14 protein-coding genes are annotated in these 19,384 nt (G+C 60.9%); 11 read left to right on the top strand and 3 right to left on the bottom strand.

Annotated elements, in window-relative coordinates:
• Positions 1 to 993 precede the first annotated feature (993 nt).
• The 7 genes from zwf to J3U87_RS03995 all read left to right on the top strand — a co-directional run bounded on the left by zwf (position 994) and on the right by J3U87_RS03995 (position 9,944).
• Positions 994 to 2,475 (top strand): glucose-6-phosphate dehydrogenase, encoded by a 1,482-nt coding sequence (zwf, locus tag J3U87_RS04025; RefSeq protein ID WP_237381746.1) that lies wholly within the window; start codon positions 994 to 996, stop codon positions 2,473 to 2,475.
• 3 nt (positions 2,476 to 2,478) lie between these two features.
• Complete coding sequence (gene pgl, locus J3U87_RS04020; RefSeq protein ID WP_237381745.1) at positions 2,479 to 3,219, top strand: 6-phosphogluconolactonase; 741 nt, start codon at positions 2,479 to 2,481, stop codon at positions 3,217 to 3,219.
• A 145-nt stretch (positions 3,220 to 3,364) separates the two neighbouring features.
• Positions 3,365 to 5,197 (top strand): phosphogluconate dehydratase, encoded by a 1,833-nt coding sequence (gene edd, locus J3U87_RS04015; protein ID WP_237381744.1) that lies wholly within the window; start codon positions 3,365 to 3,367, stop codon positions 5,195 to 5,197.
• Between the two features lie 78 nt (positions 5,198 to 5,275).
• Positions 5,276 to 6,247 (top strand): glucokinase, encoded by a 972-nt coding sequence (gene glk, locus J3U87_RS04010; RefSeq protein WP_237381743.1) that lies wholly within the window; start codon positions 5,276 to 5,278, stop codon positions 6,245 to 6,247.
• A gap of 118 nt (positions 6,248 to 6,365) precedes the next feature.
• Positions 6,366 to 7,025 (top strand): bifunctional 4-hydroxy-2-oxoglutarate aldolase/2-dehydro-3-deoxy-phosphogluconate aldolase, encoded by a 660-nt coding sequence (gene eda / locus J3U87_RS04005; protein WP_237381742.1) that lies wholly within the window; start codon positions 6,366 to 6,368, stop codon positions 7,023 to 7,025.
• A gap of 131 nt (positions 7,026 to 7,156) precedes the next feature.
• Positions 7,157 to 8,719, top strand: a complete 1,563-nt coding sequence (gene murJ, locus J3U87_RS04000) for a murein biosynthesis integral membrane protein MurJ (protein WP_237381741.1) — start codon at positions 7,157 to 7,159, stop codon at positions 8,717 to 8,719.
• A 106-nt stretch (positions 8,720 to 8,825) separates the two neighbouring features.
• Positions 8,826 to 9,944, top strand: coding sequence for a DHH family phosphoesterase (locus J3U87_RS03995; RefSeq protein ID WP_237381740.1), 1,119 nt, complete (start codon positions 8,826 to 8,828; stop codon positions 9,942 to 9,944).
• 463 nt (positions 9,945 to 10,407) lie between these two features.
• On the opposite strand, the gene ltrA is transcribed toward J3U87_RS03995, so the two are convergent.
• Positions 10,408 to 11,715, bottom strand: a complete 1,308-nt coding sequence (gene ltrA, locus J3U87_RS03990) for a group II intron reverse transcriptase/maturase (RefSeq protein ID WP_237378013.1) — start codon at positions 11,713 to 11,715, stop codon at positions 10,408 to 10,410.
• A gap of 949 nt (positions 11,716 to 12,664) precedes the next feature.
• Between ltrA and J3U87_RS03985 the strand changes: the two genes are divergently transcribed.
• The 4 genes from J3U87_RS03985 to cutA are packed head-to-tail and all read left to right on the top strand — an operon-like array spanning position 12,665 to position 16,896.
• A complete protein-coding gene (locus J3U87_RS03985) occupies positions 12,665 to 13,918 on the top strand; it encodes a hypothetical protein (protein WP_237381739.1) in 1,254 nt (417 codons plus the stop codon).
• Positions 13,915 to 15,402 (top strand): GH3 family acyl-acid amido synthetase, encoded by a 1,488-nt coding sequence (locus J3U87_RS03980; RefSeq protein ID WP_237381738.1) that lies wholly within the window; start codon positions 13,915 to 13,917, stop codon positions 15,400 to 15,402. Before J3U87_RS03985 ends, J3U87_RS03980 begins: the two co-directional genes overlap by 4 nt.
• A 12-nt stretch (positions 15,403 to 15,414) precedes the next feature.
• Complete coding sequence (locus J3U87_RS03975; protein ID WP_237381737.1) at positions 15,415 to 16,521, top strand: glycosyltransferase family protein; 1,107 nt, start codon at positions 15,415 to 15,417, stop codon at positions 16,519 to 16,521.
• 36 nt (positions 16,522 to 16,557) lie between these two features.
• Positions 16,558 to 16,896, top strand: a complete 339-nt coding sequence (cutA, locus tag J3U87_RS03970) for a divalent-cation tolerance protein CutA (RefSeq protein ID WP_237381736.1) — start codon at positions 16,558 to 16,560, stop codon at positions 16,894 to 16,896.
• A 48-nt stretch (positions 16,897 to 16,944) separates the two neighbouring features.
• Here cutA and J3U87_RS03965 read toward each other — a convergent pair whose 3' ends face one another.
• Positions 16,945 to 17,460 carry a hypothetical protein gene (locus J3U87_RS03965; RefSeq protein WP_237381735.1) on the bottom strand — a complete coding sequence of 172 codons (516 nt, stop codon included), beginning with the start codon at positions 17,458 to 17,460 and terminating at the stop codon, positions 16,945 to 16,947.
• Positions 17,461 to 18,364: 904 nt separating this feature from the next.
• Positions 18,365 to 18,988 (bottom strand): YbhB/YbcL family Raf kinase inhibitor-like protein, encoded by a 624-nt coding sequence (locus tag J3U87_RS03960; protein ID WP_237381734.1) that lies wholly within the window; start codon positions 18,986 to 18,988, stop codon positions 18,365 to 18,367.
• Positions 18,989 to 19,384: the final 396 nt, after the last annotated feature.

The raw sequence follows: 19,384 nt of genomic DNA, 5'->3' as shown, positions 1-19,384 counted from the left end.
CCTTTCAGTATGCGGGCACTCTCCGCCTCGATCATTTCCCAGGGCAAACTACTGCGACCCTTGAGCTTCGCTCTTTTGCATGATCTTTAGGTGTTGTCTGGGTCACTCCGAAATGTCGGCCCAGCGGGCCAACCTACCGGGCACGACGACTCTCTGATACATGCGGGGACTTCGAAGGGTCCGGCTTCGAAATGTCGGCCCAGCGGACTTATCGCCCCGGCCCAACCTCCAGTGACCATGACTCTTTCGAAAGGCGGGTACTTCGTGGGGGATCACTTCGAAAAGTACATCCAGCGGATGTACCTACCGGGCACGACGACTCTCTGATACATGTGGGGACTTCGAAGGGTCCGGCTTCGAAATGTCGGCCCAGCGGACTTAGCGCCCCGGCCCAACCTCCGGCGACATTGCGGGCACCGCGAACCGATGGGCTCGAACGAGCTTTCGCCCGACGATTCGGTTCACCTCCAAGCGGTCGACTCGCCTCGAAAGCGTGGCTCGATCGAAGCCCCCAACACAGGACGACGAGACGACTCCAGAACAGTCAACATACATCGAGCCAAGGGCTTGGGGATTGCTCACTTGCCTTACTCAGGCAATGTTGGTAGGCTTTAGGCTCATTCTGCATTGTTTATCCTAACCAAATTCACATCTCAGAACCGGCCCACTCGGAAGCCATTTTTTTCGCTCCATGTACGCGCAAAGATGTCCCATGCGACCGTCGCTTTTCCAAAGCTCTCGTACTTCCCGAAGTCGGTCCGCCCCCGGGCGGCAGTTCTGGAGTTTTCCTCCGGCCGGCCGAACCCCATCGGCCGTTTGTTGCCTTCCCCCCACCCCATGCCGCACCCCTGCCCCACCAAAACCCCACCAGTCCTCGTCGCGATTCGGCATGCAGCGACCAGGATCCGATTCCACCAACCTCGTGTTCCCCGGCGGTCTTGGCACGGCGTGCCCCCGCGACTAAATCTTTACTAGAGGAACGGTACCATCACCATGAAACCAAAAATCATTCCCGTCAGCCCCTTCGACATGGTCATCTTTGGAGGAACCGGCGATCTCGCCATGCGCAAGATCCTGCCGGCCCTGTATTACCGCGAGAAGGATCACCAGATGCCCGACGAGGGCCGCATCATCGGTATCTCGCGCGCGGTTCTCGATCACGACGCCTACGTGGCCCAGGCCCTGGAGGCCATCGAGCGCGAAGTCAACCCGGACCATTTCGATGCGGAAACCTGGCAGAGCTTCCAATCCCGACTCCATTTCTTCACGCTCGACGCGCTGGGCGACGACGGCTGGCAGCCGCTGATCGACCTTCTCAGCGAGCACCCCGACCGGGTGCGGGCCTTCTACCTTTCCACCCCACCCAAACTGTTCGGGCCCATCTCCCACAACCTCCACAAGAAGAACCTGATTACTCCCAGCTCCCGAGTCGTGGTCGAGAAACCCATCGGTCACGATCTCAGCTCCGCGCAACGGATCAACGAAGAGATCGGTTCGTTTTTCGAAGAGAACCAGATTTTCCGGATCGATCACTATCTGGGCAAGGAAACGGTGCAGAACCTGATGGCCCTGCGTTTCGCCAATTCGCTGTTCGAACCCCTGTTGAATCACCAGTGGGTCGACCACGTGCAGATCTCGGTGGCGGAAAGTATCGGCATCGGCGGCCGGGGCGATTACTACGACAGTTCGGGCGCCCTGCGCGACATGGTCCAGAACCACATCCTGCAGCTCCTGTGTATCGTGGCCATGGAACCACCGGTCGAGTTCAACGCCGACGCGGTTCGTGACGAAAAACTCAAAGTCCTGCGCGCGCTGCGCCATATCGGCGCCAACGAAGTGCGCGAAAAAACCGTGCGCGGCCGCTACACGCGCGGCGCCATCGACGGTGAATCGGTCGTGGGTTACCTGGAAGAAAAGGGTGTGCCGGCCGACAGCATGACCGAGACCTTCGTGGCACTCAAGGCCGAGGTCGAGAATTGGCGCTGGGCGGGTGTGCCCTTCTACCTGCGAACCGGCAAGCGCATGCCGGAGCGCCGCTCGGAAATCGTCATCCAATTCCGCCAACCGCCGCACTTGATCTTCCCCAAGAACGCGAATCAGGTGATGGCCAACCGTTTGGCGATCCGACTCCAACCGCGCGAGGGCATTCGGATGTACCTGATGACCAAGGTCCCCGGTCCCGGCGGCATGCGTATGCGCCAAGTGCCCTTGAACCTGAGCTTCGCCGAAGCCTTCAAAGATCGCTTTCCGCTGGGCTACGAGCGCCTGCTGATGGACGTGCTGCGCGGCAACGCGACCCTGTTCATGCGCCGTGACGAAGTGGAGACGGCATGGCGCTGGGTGGAACCGATCCTGCGCGGCTGGGAAGACATGCACGAACACCCCAAGTCCTACAATGCCGGCAATTGGGGCCCGACCGCGGCCATCGCCATGATCGAGAGAGATGGCCGCACCTGGTATGAGGAGGGATATTAACTCATGAACGCACCAGAAAATTCCGCAGGTTCCGGGTTGCCCGAGCAGCCCGACGAGAAACGGTTCGAGCATCGCGGCGCGATGTTCGATGCCCTGGCGCGCGAAGTCACGGAACGCCTCGCGCAGGCCATCGATCAACGGGGCGAGGCCACGCTGGTCGTGTCGGGTGGAAGCACCCCGCAACCGCTGTTCGACCTGCTGTCCGGTGCCGATTTGGACTGGTCCAAGGTGACCGTCACCCTGGCCGACGAGCGCTGGGTCGACAAGGCTCACAAGGACAGCAATGCGCTAATGGTTCGGGAGACCCTGTTGCGGGATCGAGCCGCCGCAGCCCGGTTCGTCAGCCTCAAGACCGAGGATCCTTCCCCCGAACAAGGCGAGCCCGAGCTCGAGGAGCGGCTGCAGCGGGATTTGAAAGCGCCGCTGGATTTCGTGCTTCTCGGCATGGGAACCGACGGGCACACCGCCTCCCTGTTCCCCGGCGGCGACCAATTGGCCCGCGCGCTCAACGCACCGGGCGGTGTCCGCTGCTGCGCGCTCCGCGCCCCCGGTGCGCCCCAGGCCCGCATGACCCTGACCGCGCCCTTCCTGCTGAAGTCGCGGCAGATCGTCGTGCTCTGTACCGGCGAAACCAAGGCCCGTGTCTTCAGCGATGCGCTGGCACCCGGCCCCAGGGAGGACCTGCCGATCCGCGCCATCCTGCGCCAGAGCCGAACCCCGGTCACCTTCTACTGGGCCCCCTGATCGGGCGGTCCCCGCCACGGCGCCTTCCGTCGGCAAACGCCGAGTCGTACGGAAGGTCCCGAGCGGTTTCCTCCCGAATCACCCGTCGTTCCCCCCCAACCCATTTGCTCAAACCGGCATTTCGCATGCCGTCACGGAGATCCCCATGAGTTTGAACCCCACTGTCGCAGAGGTCACGGATCGCATCATCAAACGCGGACGGGAAACCCGATCGACCTATCTCCAACGCATGAATGAAGCGGAGCAACGCGGCCCCCACCGCGGCGTGCTCTCCTGCGGCAACCTGGCCCACGGTTTCGCTGCCTGTAACATCGGCGACAAGACATCCCTGCGCGGCGACGCCAAAGCCAACATCGGCATCGTTTCCGCCTACAACGATATGCTTTCGGCGCACGAACCGCTGCAGCATTACCCGGATCGGATCAAGGAAGCCGCGCGCGAGATTGGCGCGGTCGCCCAATTCGCCGGTGGTGTCCCCGCCATGTGCGACGGCGTCACCCAGGGCCAGCCCGGCATGGAACTGTCGCTGTTCAGTCGCGACGTCATCGCCATGAGCACGGCCGTGTCGCTGTCCCACAACATGTTCGACGCGGCGTTGTGCCTGGGCGTCTGCGACAAGATCGTGCCCGGGCTGCTCATCGGCGCCCTGACCTTCGGGCACCTGCCGGTCATCTTCGTCCCGGCGGGCCCCATGCCCTCGGGCCTGCCCAACAAGAAAAAGGCCGAGGTACGCCAGCTCTACGCCCAGGGCAAGATCGGTCGCGGCGAGCTGCTGGACGCCGAATCGAAGAGCTACCACAGTCCGGGAACCTGTACCTTCTACGGCACGGCCAACAGCAACCAGATGCTGATGGAGATCATGGGGCTGCACCTGCCGGGCACGGCCTTCGTCAATCCCGGCACGCCGTTGCGCGACGCCTTGACGCGGGCATCCACGGTGCGCGCCGCCCAGATCACGGCCTTGGGCGACGACTACACCCCGCTCTACCGGGTGCTGGACGAACGCGCCGTCGTGAACGGGATCGTCGGGCTGTTGGCCAGCGGCGGTTCCACCAACCACACCCTGCACCTGGTCGCCATCGCCCGCGCCGCCGGGATTCAGGTCACCTGGGACGACTTCCACGACCTGTCGGCGGTGACGCCCTCGCTGACACGCATCTATCCCAATGGCCAAGCCGACGTCAACCACTTCCACGCCGCCGGCGGGATGAGCCTGTTGATTCGCGAGCTGCTGGCGGGCGGGTTGCTCCACGGCGACGTCACCACCGTCGCCGGTCACCTGGGCGAAGGCCTGCACGCCTACACCAGGGAACCCTTCCTCGACGGAGAAACCCTGGTCTGGCGCGAAGGTCCGGAGGAGAGCGGCGATCCCGAGATTCTGGCGAGCAGGTCGGCCCCCTTCAGCCCGGACGGTGGGCTCAAGGTCTTGCACGGCAACCTGGGTCGCGCGGTGATCAAGACCTCGGCCGTTCGCGAAGAGCACCGCACGGTGCAGGCCCCGGCGATGGTTTTCGACAGCCAGGACCAGCTTCTCGATGCCTTCAAATCCGGCAAGATGGAGCGCGACCTGGTGGCGATCGTCCGGTTCCAGGGACCCAAGGCCAACGGCATGCCCGAGCTCCACAAGCTGACCCCCTCTCTCGGGGTCTTGCAGGACAAGGGCTTCAAGGTGGCCCTGGTGACCGATGGTCGGATGTCCGGTGCGTCGGGCAAGGTGCCGGCCGCCATTCACATCACGCCCGAATGCCTGGACGGCGGACCGCTGGGCAAGGTCCGCGACGGCGACATCATTCGGCTGGACGCGACCCACGGCATTCTGGAAGCCCGGGTCGACGAGACCGAGTGGGCTGCGCGAGAAGTTCCCTCCGCCGATCTGGCGGCGGTGCATCACGGCATGGGTCGCGAGCTGTTCGCCCCCATGCGCACGATGGTCTGTGGCGCCGAGCAGGGTGCCACGGTGTTTTCCATCAGCGACTGAACGACTTCCCCTCCCGGGCGTTCGGCCACATCGCGCCGCCCGCCCGGGGCACTTCACGACAGACACTGGAGCGAATCTATGAATCAAACCGGCGCGAATCCGCCAAAACTGGTAGGCGATATCGGCGGCACCAACGCGCGTTTCGCCCTGAGCGGATCGAACGGCATCGAACAGACCGCGATTTTGGCGTGTCGCGACTTTCCGACCCTGACCCACGCCCTGAAACACTATCTCTCGCGCATCGAAGGTCCGCGACCGCGTGCAGCGGCGCTGGCCGTGGCCGGTCCGGTGACGGGCGACCAGGTGGCCCTGACCAACCTGAACTGGACCTTTTCCACCGAGGCGGTGCGCGACGAGGTGCGGCTCGACCTGCTGGTCATCCTCAACGATTTCCGTGCCTTGGCCCTGGCCCTGCCCCATCTCGAGCCGAACCACCTCGTTTCCGTCGGGCCCACCGATTCGGCGGCACGGGGCGATGCCCCCCGACTGATCGTCGGACCGGGCACCGGTCTCGGCGTGGCGGCGTTGGTGCCCTCGACTTCGGGTTGGGTGCCCGTGTCGGGCGAAGGCGGCCATATCAGCTTCGCGCCGCAGAACGAACGGGAAGACCGCATCCTGGTTTGGTTCCGCAACCAGGTGAATGGGCGGGTCTCCATCGAACGCCTCGTATCGGGACCGGGCCTGGAATCCCTCTATCGCGCCATGGGCGACATCGAAGGCACACCACGGGAACCGTTGTCCGCCCAGGCCATCACGGAGGCCGCACTCGCGGGTGATCCCGACGCGGCGGCGTGTCTCAACCAGTTCTGCGCCATCTTTGGCAGCGTCGCCGGTGATCTGGCACTGGCGTTCGGTGCCTTGGGCGGCGTCTACCTCGGCGGCGGCATGATTCCCCGCTTTCTGGACTTTTTCGCCGCCAGTCCCTTTCGTCGACGTTTCGAGGACAAGGGCCGCATGTCCCAACTCGCGGCCCAGATTCCCACGCAGGTCATCGCCGTCGAAACACCGGCACTTCTCGGTACCGCGGCCGCGCTCGACAGCCTGATCTGAGCGCGATTCGCGGCAACCAACCGGCGGGGCTACCGAGGAGAAGGACAATCGGCGGCCCCTTCCCCTGTTTCCGAAAAATTCCATTCGTTTCATCCACACCATGAAGGAGCAATTAGTTATGAGCCGTTTTCCATCCATCGAAGAAGTGGTTGCCACCTCCCCGGTCATTCCGGTCGTGACCATCAGCGATCCCTCCAAGGCGGTCCCCATGGCCCAAGCCCTGGTGCGAGGCGGAGTCAACATCGTGGAGATCACGCTGCGAACCGGTGGGGCCTTCGGCGCCATCAATGCCATCACGAGCGAAGTTCCCGAGATCATCGTCGGTGCCGGCACCGTGCGCAATGCCCACCAATTGGAAGCGGCCATGGAGGCCGGCGCCAAGTTCGGCGTCAGTCCGGGCAGTTCCCCGCTTCTCCGCCAGGAAGTTCAGAAAGCGGGAATCCCCTTCCTGTTCGGCGGGGTCACGCCGACCGAAGTGATGACCCTGCTGGACGAGGGTTACACCCATTTGAAATTCTTCCCGGCCGAAGCGGTCGGCGGGATCCCGGTACTCAAGGCCCTTTCGGCTCCGATTTCCAGCGCCCTGTTCTGTCCGACCGGCGGCATCGACATCGTGCTGGCCAAGGCCTACCTGGACCTGAAAAATGTCGTCTGCGTCGGCGGTAGTTGGGTGGCCGATACCCATTCGATCGAATGCGGGGACTGGAGCCGGATCGAGGCCAATGCCCGTCAGGTCATGACCCTACGCGTCCCCGAGGGCCACGGCCTTCACGAGTGAGATGCCGCGAAGACGGGCGCGAAGGACGACGTCGTCGATCGCGTCCGCACCGCCTTCGGCCAAGGCGATGTGCGCCCGGGCCGAAGTTCCTGCTACATGCAATGCCCTGAATCTGGTATGCTCCCGCGGTTATGAGTGAGCTGAAGCAATTCTTTCGGAACAGTCAGGTCATGGCGGCCATGACCGCGCTTTCGCGCGTCTTCGGCCTGGTCCGCGACCAGTTGACCAACTTCCTGCTGGGCACCACCCGCCTGGCGGATATTTGGGTCATCGCGTTCATGCTGCCCAATCTCTTCCGCCGTCTGATGGCCGAAGGGGTGATGTCGTCCGCGTTCGTACCGCTGCTTTCGGAGATCACCGCCACGGACGAGGACGCGCCGGATCGCGAGGCGGAAGCGCTGGCGTTCGCCCGCGCCATGTTCAGCCTCATCCTGCTGGCGGCCACCCTGCTGATCACGGGCATCGTGCTGACCCTGCCCTGGATTCTGCCGTTCCTGATGAAGTGGATGACGCCGTCGGGCCGCGAAAACGATCCCGAATTCTACGCGCGCCTGATCCTGCCGACGCGCCTGCTGTTCCCCTACATTCTGTTCATCAGCCTGGCCGCCATCTGCCAGGGCGTGTTGAACGTCAAGAACCGCTTCGCCCTGCCCTCGTTCACCCCGATCGTGCTCAACATCTGCATCATCGGGTTCGGATTCGGCCTGCGCCACTGGCACGGCAATCCCCTGTGGGGGCTCTGTGTCGGCGTGCTGGTCGGCGGTTTTTTCCAGTTTTTCCTGCAGTGGCTCCAACTGCACCGGATCGGCTTCCGCCTGGCGCCCACCCTGCGCATCATGGGTCCGCGCACGCGTGAAGCCATTCGGTTGTGGTTCCCCACGACGTTCAGCGCCGGCATCGTGCAGATCAACGCCCTGATCAGCACGGCGGTGGCCGCCAACCTGTTCGAGGGCGCCTCGATGGCCCTGTTCAACTCGACGCGCATGATGGAACTCGTGCTCGGCGTGTTCGCCGCCGCCATCTCCACCAGCATCCTGCCGCTGCTGAGCCGCCAACGGGGCCGCGACGATCGTTCGGGCCTGAACAACAGCCTGTGGGCCGGCTTGACCGTGATGAGCCTGGTGACGATTCCCGCCGCGGTCGGCCTCATCCTGGCCGGGCCCTCGATGATCTCCCTGCTGTTTCAGCGGGGCGCCTTCAACGACCACAGCCTCAACCTGACCTACACCGCGCTGCTCTTCCACGCCATGGCGCTGATCCCGATTGCCTGGTACCGCATCCTCAGCCAGACCTTCTACGCCCACAAGCAGGTGCTGGTCTCGGTGGCGATCGCCGGAGTCGCCGCGGTCGTCAACATCTATTGCTGCTTTCGGCTTCCGACCTTGTTCGACAGGGATCTCGCCCATTGCGGCATCGCCCTCGCGACCCTGATCTCCTCATGGCTTCTGATGGGTATCGCGCTGTGGCAGATCTACCGCCGCTACCAGGTTCGCTGGCCCCGCGTCTTCACTTGGGACCTGGTGCGCATCACCCTCGCGACGGCCGCATTCGTGCCCCTGTGGCTACCCTTCGGGATCGAGCTGTTAAGCCCGTTCGCTTTGATCTTGAAGATCATTTCATCTATATTGGTTTACATCATTCTTATTTATGTGCTTCAGGTTTCAGCGCTTCCCAGGATCCTCCGGAAAAAATAACGGGGCCGCCAAGGCAACCATGATAGAATGGCGCACTCATGGCTACGAAACTTCTTTTGACCAGTACTCAGGAACGAGTGATCAGGATTGTTCGGAGAAATGCAATATGAGCAACGTGGAACCGATGTTGAAGCCCGACGATACTCAGGCAGTCGTCATAACCCCTGACAAGCCGGCGCCAAACGAGCCCCATGAGATTATTTTTGACACGGTGAAGAACCTCAAACGAGGCGAAAAGGTTGCCATTTTCACCCAGGACAACCCCGATCCCGATGCCATCGGTTCCGCTTTCGGGCTCGCATGGCTGATCCGCAAAATCAACTCCGGCGTCAGCGTCCACATCTACTACGGTGGCGAGATTTCCCACCCCCAGAACCGCACCTTCGTGAACCTGCTCAACATTCAAATGCGGCGCGTGGACGGCAACAAGGACTATGAAGACCACGGTCTCAAGATTTTCGTCGACGTGGCCAGTTCCGGCCAGAAAAACCTGCAGAGCATCACCATCCAGCCCGACATCATCATCGACCACCACGAGGACAACCCGGAAGGCGACTACATCCTCAAGGACATCCGGGTCATGGGCGCCACCGCCACCATCATTTCCGAGTACATCCTCAAGGCCGGTTACCAGCTCAGCGAGGAATCGGAAGAAGACGTCAACGTGGCCACGGCGCTGCTGTTCGCCATCGAGAACGACACCGGCAACCTGGTTTCGGAGAACACCCGCCAATTGGATATCGATTGTTTCCTGTACCTCTTGAAGCGCGTGGATATCAACATCATCACCAACGTGCGCAACTACCCCATTCCGCGGTATTTCTTCGAATTGGAAGAGATCGCCAACCAGAACAAGAAGATCGTGGGATCGGTGCTGGTGACGGGCCTCGAATTCCTCAAACCCGACCGCCGCGACGCCCTGCCCTACATCGCCGACAAGTTCCTGCGCATGGAAGGGATCGAAACGGTGGTGGTCTTCGGCATCATCGACGATCACCTGGTGGCCAGCCTGAGAACGACCAACAAGTCGATCAGCCTCAACTCCATCTGTCATTCGATCTTCGGCGAAAGCTACTCCGGCGCCAAGACCGGATCCGGCGGCGCCCGCGTGCCCTTGGGGCTGATGGCGCCCAAGAACGCCAAGGAAGAAGTGCGTTTGATGGTTTGGGAAGCGCTCAAGACCAAACTGACCGCGGAAATCATCGACAAGATCTCGGGGCAGTGAGCCTCGTCGATCGCGCGCTCGATCGTCCCCACAAATCACGGCAATGGGCACGGCATTCGTGGTGGGAACCACAGATAGGGAAGATTCGTTCCCATTCTGGGCATTGGTTCGAGGTCTGACTACAAAGCAGAGGGCCTGGAAACCAGAGTGGTTTTGTCGGGACGGACGCCACGTCCCCATGAATCTTTGTCCACGAATTCACACGAATTCACACGAATTATCATTTCGGAGTCTCCTCGATCCCGAGGGCTTGCCGGGAACAAGCGCCTTTAAGACATTGATTTTTATTAACGTTAAGCTTCTCCCCCCTAGCCTATGGATGCCATCGAGAGCGCATCATGGGATGCGGTTTATTCGTGTCAGTCGCGGTAGGACTGCCGGTTGCCCGACAGCCCCCGCACAGATCCCGGCGTGCGGAACTACCGCACCGGGCTCTTCGATCAGATTCGCTTCCGTACTCGGCTCAACGGAGGAATGGTAGCTTGAGCTGATTGTCCCTCTCTTCGGTGATCCTCGGCCTCAATAGGCCCAGCCGTTTGATCATCCCTTCGAAGGTTTCCCAGTTGAAGCTCCGTTTCTGACTTCTGCGATTCAGCCACTTGAACAAGAGTCTCGTGACGATTCTCGCAAATTCCTGAATGCCTCGGCTGTTCCCGATCACCCCGAAATACTCGTAGTGACCTCTCAGCTTCGTATTCACTCTCTCGATCAGCTTCGGCAGCTTCAGCGAGCGATGAGCTTTGATGAACTCTTTCATCTCTCGGGCTCCCTGCTCCAGCTTCTTTCGCGAGGTCTTCCGTCGCAAGTAGGGACGGCCCTTACGGTCCTTATCCCACCTTAGGGTAAATCCCAGGAAGTCGAAGGCTTGCGCCATCTTTCCCCAGCACCAACCACTCTTCAGAATCCTCGTCTTGTCTTCGGCTAACGACAGGTTGAACTTCGCCAGTCTCACCGGCAGTTCTTCGTAAAACCGTTCCGCATCCATTTTGGACACGAATGCGCATACGAAGTCGTCCGCATACCGCACGTACTTCACCCGCTCGTGACAGTGATTCCCAAACGGCTTCATCGCCCACAAGTCCAGCACGTAGTGCAGGTAGACGTTCGCCAGGATCGGTGAGATGATTCCCCCTTGCGGGGTTCCCGTTTTGGGGTGAATCGTCATGCCTTCCGGCTCCAGCACCCCCACGATCATCCATTTCTTGATCAGCCGCAGCAGGCTCTTGTCGTTGATCCGATGAGCCAGCATCTTCATCAGCAGATCGTGATCCAGATGATCGAAGAATCCCTTGATGTCCGCCTCTACCACGTACCGGTACCCACCGAATTGCAGTTCGTCCCGCAGTTCTTTCACACAACCTTTCGCACTCTTTCCTGGCCGGTAGCCATGGCTCACCGCCAGGAAATCCTGCTCGTAGATCGCTTCCAGAATCATCACCGTGGCACGCTGCACCAATCGGTCCTCAAGTACCGGGATTCCCAAAGGCCGCATCTTCCCGTTACTCTTCGGGATGTACTGCCTTCGAATCGGCGTCGCCCTGTAGCGTTTCTCTTTCAGCCGCTTCACCAGCTCCTCGATGTTCTTGTCCAGATCTCGGCCGTACTCCGCAGCCGTCACCTTGTCGATGCCCGCTGCCGCCCTTTTGTTCAGTTCCTTCCAAGCCATGTGGAGCGATTCTTCGTTCAGCAACCGATACAGATTCACAAATCGGTGCGACCCGTCCCGCTTCGCCTTGTTCGCTATTCCTTCCAATGCTGTTGACACACTCACGGCCGACCTCCTTCTCAGTGGTGTGGTCCCTTGAAAGCTCCATCTGATCGCGACCCCCTTCCCCCTGTGAGCGGCTCTCCCGCTCTCCGAGTACTATGAGGTCGTCCGACTCCCCATTCCCCATCAGCGGGCCTCCCGTATGGTTGGTGCCGCCTTACCTGTTTCTATTCCAGGGGGGGTGAGGCCTCCCAAGTTCCTGGTTCGCAACTCCCCATTCGTGCCAGGCCCTTTGACCCCGCTCGCCCCTCACAGCCCTCACCAACGCGGACTGCTTGTGTTGGTTTCGCGCCACAAAACACGCTCACCGACGAGATTCACAATGTTATCGAGGCTGATTTGGCTTCAGGAGGTACGGCCTCCCTCTGGCCCAAATGGTTCCCTGTGTACACTTCGCACGAGTTGTTCGACTTGCTCCCCGCTGTTTACCTCGGTACCCCCCGCTGACAATTACGTGGGCCTGGTTTCCCAAGGGGAGCCTTTCGTTGTCTGGTTTCCTCCTTTCTTTCCGGTCTCCTTCCCGTGCGCAACACTCGGTAGGAGCGGGTGGTTAACCCCTTACTCCACTGGGACTTGAACCCAGTCAGTTTGCGCCAAGCTTTTCTTGGCGTTGTCTCCGTGTGATTCGTGGACACTTCCCCTTCCCCCAACCCAAGGGCCCCGAAGTCGGCTGAACCCGATCCCAACCATGGGTTTTCGCCCCGCTTTTCATGGACAAGAGGCTGGGTTTGCACCGCGGAACCATCCGTGTTCCGCTGCCGAAAATCTGGTCGTCGCCGCATCTCGCCGCAACCACAAAGGCGTGATATAATTCGCGGGATTGATGGGCAACTCTTGTTTTGCGACATTCTTAGGGAAGTTCGCGGGCATGCTCACCGCGCCGGGTTGTTCTTCAGAGCATGATCCGGTGTCGAAGCCCCAATCGACCATGGAAGAGTTCGGCCGGGTTTAAATGGATAAGGATTATTTTGAAATCGGGTCTCGCCTGAACGGTAAAGTACGCTGGTATTTGAAGTTCGTGAAACTCAGTCGGTTTTTCGAGATCGACGAGTTGGCCCACCAGGTAAATGTCAAGGTCGCCCGCATCGACAAACGACGCGGCCCGCTTTCCGACGATGCCATTTCCCAAATCGTCGAGAACCTGGCGGTTGCCAAAATTGCACGTACCCATTTGGCCCGCAAGCTGAAAACCTACCAGCCCAAACCCCAGCCCGACAGTCCCTCGATTCCGCTGCGCAACCAACTGGAATCGCAAGGGACGTCGTTCGACACCGTGGCCTGCAGCATCTTCAAGGAAAAACACTACCGCATGCGCAGCAATCCGGCGATCCTCTTTCCCGGATTCGTGCCCGACGGCAACGAAGCCTTCTACCTGCTGCGCAAGGTGTTCCTCAAATACGGATCGGCCTATTACGTCAACTATCCCGGCAAACACTTCCACAAGGAAGCCGTCTACCACCAGATCTTCGACATGGTGCGCGACATCAACAACCGCAAGATCAAGAACGTCGGCAAGAAGGGCATGCCGTTCCTCATCGGCACCAGCTTCGGCTGCAGCGTGATCGTCAACTTTATGCGCTGGCTGCACGAAACCGAACTGATCCACCACGTCGACATTCGCGGCCTGGTCCTGATCTCGCCGGTGCTGTGCCTGGATGACGTGGTCGACACCACCTCCAAACGCCAAAAGACCCTGGTGGGCCGCGCCATTTCCCATTTGACCGAGGTCGACCAGAACGATCCCGAGGCGGTCGCCAAGGCGATGCAAAAAGCACGCAGCATTTTTCAGAAAATGTTCACCTCGGGACGCGACCTGCTGAACTTCACGTCCAAGGATCTGATCCCCGTGTTCGCGATCGAAGACGAAGTTCTGGCCATTTTCAATCAGGACCACGACTCGTCTTCGGGTTACTTCCATCGCTATCTGGACCTCAAGGACCTGACCCCGCCCCAACCCGGTTATCTTTCGAACCTGCCGACACTCGTCCTGTTCGCCGAGGGAGAGGCGGATGTGCTCGCGCCCAGCTCACCCACCTTCACGACGTTCTCGGACATCGGCCAACTGAGTTCCATTTTCCCCAATGGCCAGGTCGAGTTCGTCTACAGCAAGGACTCCAATCGGCGTGTGACTCATTCCGACCTGATTTTCCAGGCAGATCGCTTCACGGAGCATCTGGATCCCTGGCTGGAGCGACTCACGGTATGACGCAAATCCTCGCGCCCCTGGTCAAACCCCTGGCTTCGGCCTGGGCTCGACGCCGAACCCGCGCGATGCCCCCCCAAGACCCGACCGCGACCCTGCGCTTCCTGTTGCAAAAAGCCAGGCATACGCGTTTCGGCCGCGAATTCGGGTTTGCCGATGTATTGGCGTCCTCGAATCCGCTGAGCGCCTTTCGCGCGGCCCTGCCGATCATGGATTACGACGTTTGGGTCACCTGGCTCGGCGATCGGGGCCCGCTCTCCGAAAAGGGCCCCCAGCCCTTGACCGACGAGGCATGGCCCGGAACCATCGACATCTTCTGCCTCTCCTCCGGCACCACCAGCGGTCGCACCAAGTACATCCCCTACTCCACCGACATGGCGGCCATCAATCGCCGCGCCGCCCTGGATTTTTTCGCGTTTCTGGTCTACGAGCGACCCGAACAGGCGCCCCTGCTCAGTCAGACCCTCTACATGTCGGGCAGCACCAACCTGGCCCGCAACGCCAACGGTGCCCTCTGCGGCGACATGAGCGCACTCACCAAATACCTGGCGCCCCGCTTTCTGGACATGTTGACCCAGCCGCCACCGGCCGTGGCGTCCCTCGAACCCTGGGAGCGCCGCCTGGAAGCCATGGTGGCACTTTGCCTCGACGACCATCCCATCGGAGCCGTGTCGGGCATTCCCATCTGGCAACTCACGATGCTCGAACGCATCATCGAATGCAGCGGTAAACCCATTTCCCAGGCTATGCCCCACCTGCGCTACCTGATTCACGGCGGCATGTCGATCTCGCCCTATCGCGAACGCATCCAACAGCTTTTGGGCGATCAAGTGCAGACCATCGAGGTCTATGCCGCTTCGGAGATCGGGATCGGCGCCTACCAGATCCCGGGCACGGCCGGCATGCATTTCTGGCAGCACTATCAGGTCTTCTATGAATTCGAAGACGATCGGGGTCGGGTGTTTACCGCCGAGGAACTGCAACCGGACACGCCCTACGGGTTATTGGTCAGCAGTTGCTCGGGCCTTTGGCGCTACCGCATCGGCGATCGCCTGACCTTCGCATCGATCGATCCGCTGATCCTGGCCGCGGTCGGTCGCGACAAGACCACCAGCGCCTTCGACGAGAAGGTGACCGAACAGGAACTGGAAACGGCCATGATCAAAATGCCCCACCCCTTCGCCGATTTCTCGTTGGGCCCCGATATCGAGAAGCGCCGTCACGTTTGGTTCCTCATCGGCGATTCGTTCCCCGGTGACGATTGGGTCGCCCAATTGGATCGCAACCTGCGCGAGCAGAACCAGGACTACGACGATTACCGCGGCGACGGCCGTATTCAGCCGCCAGCGGCCGTATTGGTACCGAAACGCGGCGAATTCCTGAACAACCTCGGTCGGGCCGAAGGTGGGCAGCGCAAATTCCCCAGACTCCTGAGTCCCGACGAAGTCAAACGCCTGCTCGACGACAGCGGCCAGCCGGCCCACTAGGAGCCCCTTCAAATGACGCACGTACAAGCCGTCGCCTGGTTCATCACCCCGCACGGATTTGGACACGCCACGCGCTCGGCGGCGATCATGCAGGCGCTACACGCCCGTTTGCCCCACCTCCACTTTCACATCGTCTCGCGCCTGCCGGAGTTCCTGTTCGACCAGGTCGTTCCGGGCGCTTTTACGCTGCACGACGAACCGTGCGACGTGGGGCTGGTCCAGCAAACGGCCATGGAGATCGACTTCGAGGCCAGCCTGCGGGTCCTGAACGATTTCTACCCATTGGACGAAGGTCGCATCGCCAACCTGGCCGCCCGACTTTCCGGCTTGGACTGTTCCCTGGTTTGCTGCGACATCGCGCCCCTGGGCATCGCCGTGGCCAAGGCCATCGGTTGTCCCTCCGTCCTGATCGAGAACTTTACGTTCCACTGGATTTACGAGTCCTATACCAGACATTGGCCAGGCTTCGAACCGATCATCGCGTACCTGCGCGATCTGTGTGAACGGGCCGACCTGCACATTCAGACCGAGCCCATTTCCGAACCCAACCGAAACGCGCTCCACACGGCGCCGGTGGCGCGGCGCTTCCGCAACCCGCGTTCCGAGGTCCGCCGGCAACTGGGGGTACCCGAAGATCGGCCCCTGGTCATGATCACGATGGGCGGCATTCGCGAGAACCTGGGGTTCCTGAATCGTTTGGCGTCACAGCGCGAGGTATGCTTTCTGTTGCCGGGCGCCTCGGTTCGGGGAGAGAACATCGTCCCCCTACCGGAAGGCGCTCCCGCGTACCACCCGGACCTGATTCACGCCGCCGATCTGGTCATCGGCAAACTGGGTTACAGCACCTTTGCGGAGGTGTACCACGCCGGCGTTCCCTTCGGCTTCGTCACACGACCCAATTTCCCGGAATCGGTGCCGCTGGCGGCCTTCGTTCGCCGCGAAATGCCCTCGATGGAGCTGGATGCCGGCACTTTCCTCCAGGGGGATTGGCTGGATCGGCTACCGGAGTTGTTGTCCTTGAAGCGCGTCCCCCCACCCCGCGTCAACGGCGCCACCCAGATCGCCGAACGCCTGGTGATGACGATCGGGGCCACCGAAACTTCCGATCGCGATGCGTGAACTGCGCGATCGGCACGCCACCATGAGGAGATCAGCATGTCTCGACACCAAGAATTTCGTTGGATCTACATCACCTGCAGCGACAAGGCGGAAGCGCGACACATCGCCCGCACCCTCCTCGAGGAACGATTGGTCGCCTGCGCCAACATCTTCGACGCCATCACGTCCATGTACTGGTGGGAGGGCGAAATCCAGGAGGATCAGGAAGCCGTGGTGATCGCCAAGTCGCGCGCCGACCGGTTCACGGATGTCAAGGACCGGGTCCGCGACCTGCACAGCTACAGCGTGCCCTGCGTCATCGCACTCCCCATTCAGGAAGGCAACCCGGACTACCTCTCCTGGCTGGTCAAGGAAACCGGCGCCGCCAGGGATTGATCGGCCCACAGGCAGCGAACCTTTTTTGGGCCCCAATCCGTCGACCGTTCACCTTCTCCGCCGCGGGCTCCGAACGAATGCGGCCAACCCCAAAAGGAGCACACTGGCGAAGGGCGGAACGCCTTGGAGTGGTGCCTCGCCCGCGCGTTTCGTTGCGGAGCCATCCAGGGAAGGCGCCGTGATCGTGCCGGATGCGGGCATCGGGCGTGCCCCGATCGCATAGAGAAGCGGGCTCGTCGTGTCGAAACGGCGGTTCGCCGCCTCATCGGCCATGGCCGTCGTGGCGGACTTCGCGGCAACCCGTACGGGCATGGCCGGCGGAAAAACAGCCGCGCGATGGACCGCCTTCGCATCGTTCGTTTCGAAGGCGCCGGCCGCATCAACGGGTTTGCTCCAGGAAAGAACCATCGTCGCTTCGATGGGAATGCCGGTCGCGCGGTCGGCCGCAAACAACGCGTGGAAGGGGCCGGAAAGGCAGGCCGCCAGGATAAAGAATGGGAAAAAACGAGGGGAAATCGAGGGCAGAAAACACGGGAAGATCGAGGTTGTGTCGACCGTCGTCATTCATGTTCCTCCGAGCCGAAACCGTGCACCTGGTTTGGCAATCACGTGGGAAGGTTCAACCATCTACGCGCGTCTGCCGCGGCGACACGCAGCGGGTGGTTCGGTGTCTCATTCAATCGACCCGTTTTTCATCGGCACGTTGCGAGCGCAGAAAGTGAACCGCCACCCAGGTGACCCCACGACGGCGGTACTTCGATGAAAGAGCGGATTTCGAATTCGTCCCCAAAAAGGCCCATCACTCGTTTGGATCTGCCCCGCTGGCGCCACGAACGGAACCCGCCCGATGCGGGGCATTCGTTTCACACCGGCGGACGGTGATCGCGAAAACAGTGTTTCGTTGACGATGAGACAGGATTCGACTCACCTAGGATCAGTTGGGTTGATTGCCGGAATCAAAAGAGGATCAAACAGTTGAATCGCGTTGGAGAACCGGTTTCACTTGATCGAAGGTGAATTTGAATGAGTTGTGCGAGCCTTGATAAAGAAACCACTTTGAAGGAAAAGGGCGTGGTAAAGAAAGATGAGACAAGGCATTTACTTTTTGTTCATTGCCGGGGCAAGTCGGCAATCGGCGAAACGGAAAGGTTCAGGTCACTGCAAAGGTTTGAAATAGTTCAAAAAGGACACCTCAAGTTTAGGTCGGCCGAAGGCCAGCCACTTCATACTATCGAAAACTGCGACAGCATTTCAACATCAATTTGAAAATTTATCACCGAACGAACTATCCACCCGGCACCCCAAACACGCCTATCGAGAAAACCACCGCACCTCATGGATGACCCAGCGAGGGGCGCCTTTCGCCGAAAACGAGGGAGGCATCGAAACGAGAACCCGGCCGAAAGTCGAAACCGTGCCCATCCGGCAACACACACGGTGTACCTTGTGGATGGGCACGGATGGTCACTTATGTGACATTGGGGTTCAGGGTGTAGGTGCCCGTCCACGAGGCCTTATCCAGTACGTGACCTTCCAGGGCCTTCACCGCGTCGCCACCGCCAAAGCGGCCTGAAAGACCCAGGGTCTCCACGTCCAGGGCATACAGTGTGAAGACGTAGTGGTGCAGGCGTTCATCGTTCCAAGGCGGACAGGGGCCGTCGTAGTTGCCGTAGTCGCCCTCCATATCCGCATCGCCGGCGAACCAGCCGGTATAGTCGTTGTACCCGGCGAGGCCGTGAGGCGTCGCGCCGAGGGCTTTGCCCCGAGCGGTGACCGCATTGGAGGCCGCCCCTTCGGCGATCTCGGTCAGGGTGGCGGGCATGTCCACCAACACCCAGTGGTAGAAATCCACGCGGGGCAGGTCGTGGGGCACGGTTTTGCCTTCCTGATTCACGTCGTCACCGACGGAAGGCACGTCGGGGTCGTGACAAATCAGGGCCAGGGATTTGGTTCCCTCGGGCAGGCCGGACCAGGCCAGGTGGGGGTTGATATTGCTGGACATGGCCACGTGCCCCTCTTCGGCGGGTACGCAGAAGGCATACTTTCCGGGAATGGCCGCGCCATCGGCAAAAGAGGAAAGGGTCAATTTCATGGAAAACCTCTCGAGCAAATGTTGGATTTGGGAAAATCGAGGGGAAGTATACCATGGGGCCGTTGGCGTGATGGGCGCACCTACTGCGGCGGCGTCTCTCTCATAAATGCGGGAACTCCCGAGCCATTCATTTCGATTGGCTTCCCACATGAAACTCTCTTGAAATAAATCCACTCGGAGTCCCCGAATGCCGAGAGATTCGTCGGGCCCGTTAGTTTCTGCAGGGGCGGTAAGCCCGCCGGCTGAACTTATCGAAGTGACCCATGCTCGAAGTTCCCGCAGGCTTTGAGGGTCGGCGCGGCAGTAGGTTGGTCACGGCCGGTATGGCAGGGGCGGTAAGCCGGCCCGGCCGACTCTTCGAAGTAACTAATCTCAAAGTCCCCGCATATTGAGAGG

Origin of the sequence: Sulfidibacter corallicola (assembly GCF_017498545.1) — a bacterium.
In the GTDB taxonomy this organism is placed as follows: domain Bacteria; phylum Acidobacteriota; class Holophagae; order Acanthopleuribacterales; family Acanthopleuribacteraceae; genus Sulfidibacter; species Sulfidibacter corallicola.
Note: the sequence above shows the minus strand (reverse complement) of the source record. Positions and strands in the feature narration are given on the sequence as shown.

Excerpts from the sequence above, each read along its gene's own strand:
- eda (WP_237381742.1), top strand. The coding sequence starts at position 6,366 with ATGAGCCGTTTTCCATCCATCGAAGAAGTGGTTGCCACCTCCCCGGTC.
- pgl (WP_237381745.1), top strand. The coding sequence starts at position 2,479 with ATGAACGCACCAGAAAATTCCGCAGGTTCCGGGTTGCCCGAGCAGCCC.
- J3U87_RS03980 (WP_237381738.1), top strand. The coding sequence starts at position 13,915 with ATGACGCAAATCCTCGCGCCCCTGGTCAAACCCCTGGCTTCGGCCTGG.
- J3U87_RS03960 (WP_237381734.1), bottom strand. The coding sequence starts at position 18,988 with ATGAAATTGACCCTTTCCTCTTTTGCCGATGGCGCGGCCATTCCCGGA.
- J3U87_RS03975 (WP_237381737.1), top strand. The coding sequence starts at position 15,415 with ATGACGCACGTACAAGCCGTCGCCTGGTTCATCACCCCGCACGGATTT.
- edd (WP_237381744.1), top strand. The coding sequence starts at position 3,365 with ATGAGTTTGAACCCCACTGTCGCAGAGGTCACGGATCGCATCATCAAA.
- J3U87_RS03965 (WP_237381735.1), bottom strand. The coding sequence starts at position 17,460 with ATGACGACGGTCGACACAACCTCGATCTTCCCGTGTTTTCTGCCCTCG.
- J3U87_RS03995 (WP_237381740.1), top strand. The coding sequence starts at position 8,826 with ATGAGCAACGTGGAACCGATGTTGAAGCCCGACGATACTCAGGCAGTC.
- J3U87_RS03985 (WP_237381739.1), top strand. The coding sequence starts at position 12,665 with ATGGATAAGGATTATTTTGAAATCGGGTCTCGCCTGAACGGTAAAGTA.
- glk (WP_237381743.1), top strand. The coding sequence starts at position 5,276 with ATGAATCAAACCGGCGCGAATCCGCCAAAACTGGTAGGCGATATCGGC.
- murJ (WP_237381741.1), top strand. The coding sequence starts at position 7,157 with ATGAGTGAGCTGAAGCAATTCTTTCGGAACAGTCAGGTCATGGCGGCC.
- zwf (WP_237381746.1), top strand. The coding sequence starts at position 994 with ATGAAACCAAAAATCATTCCCGTCAGCCCCTTCGACATGGTCATCTTT.
- cutA (WP_237381736.1), top strand. The coding sequence starts at position 16,558 with ATGTCTCGACACCAAGAATTTCGTTGGATCTACATCACCTGCAGCGAC.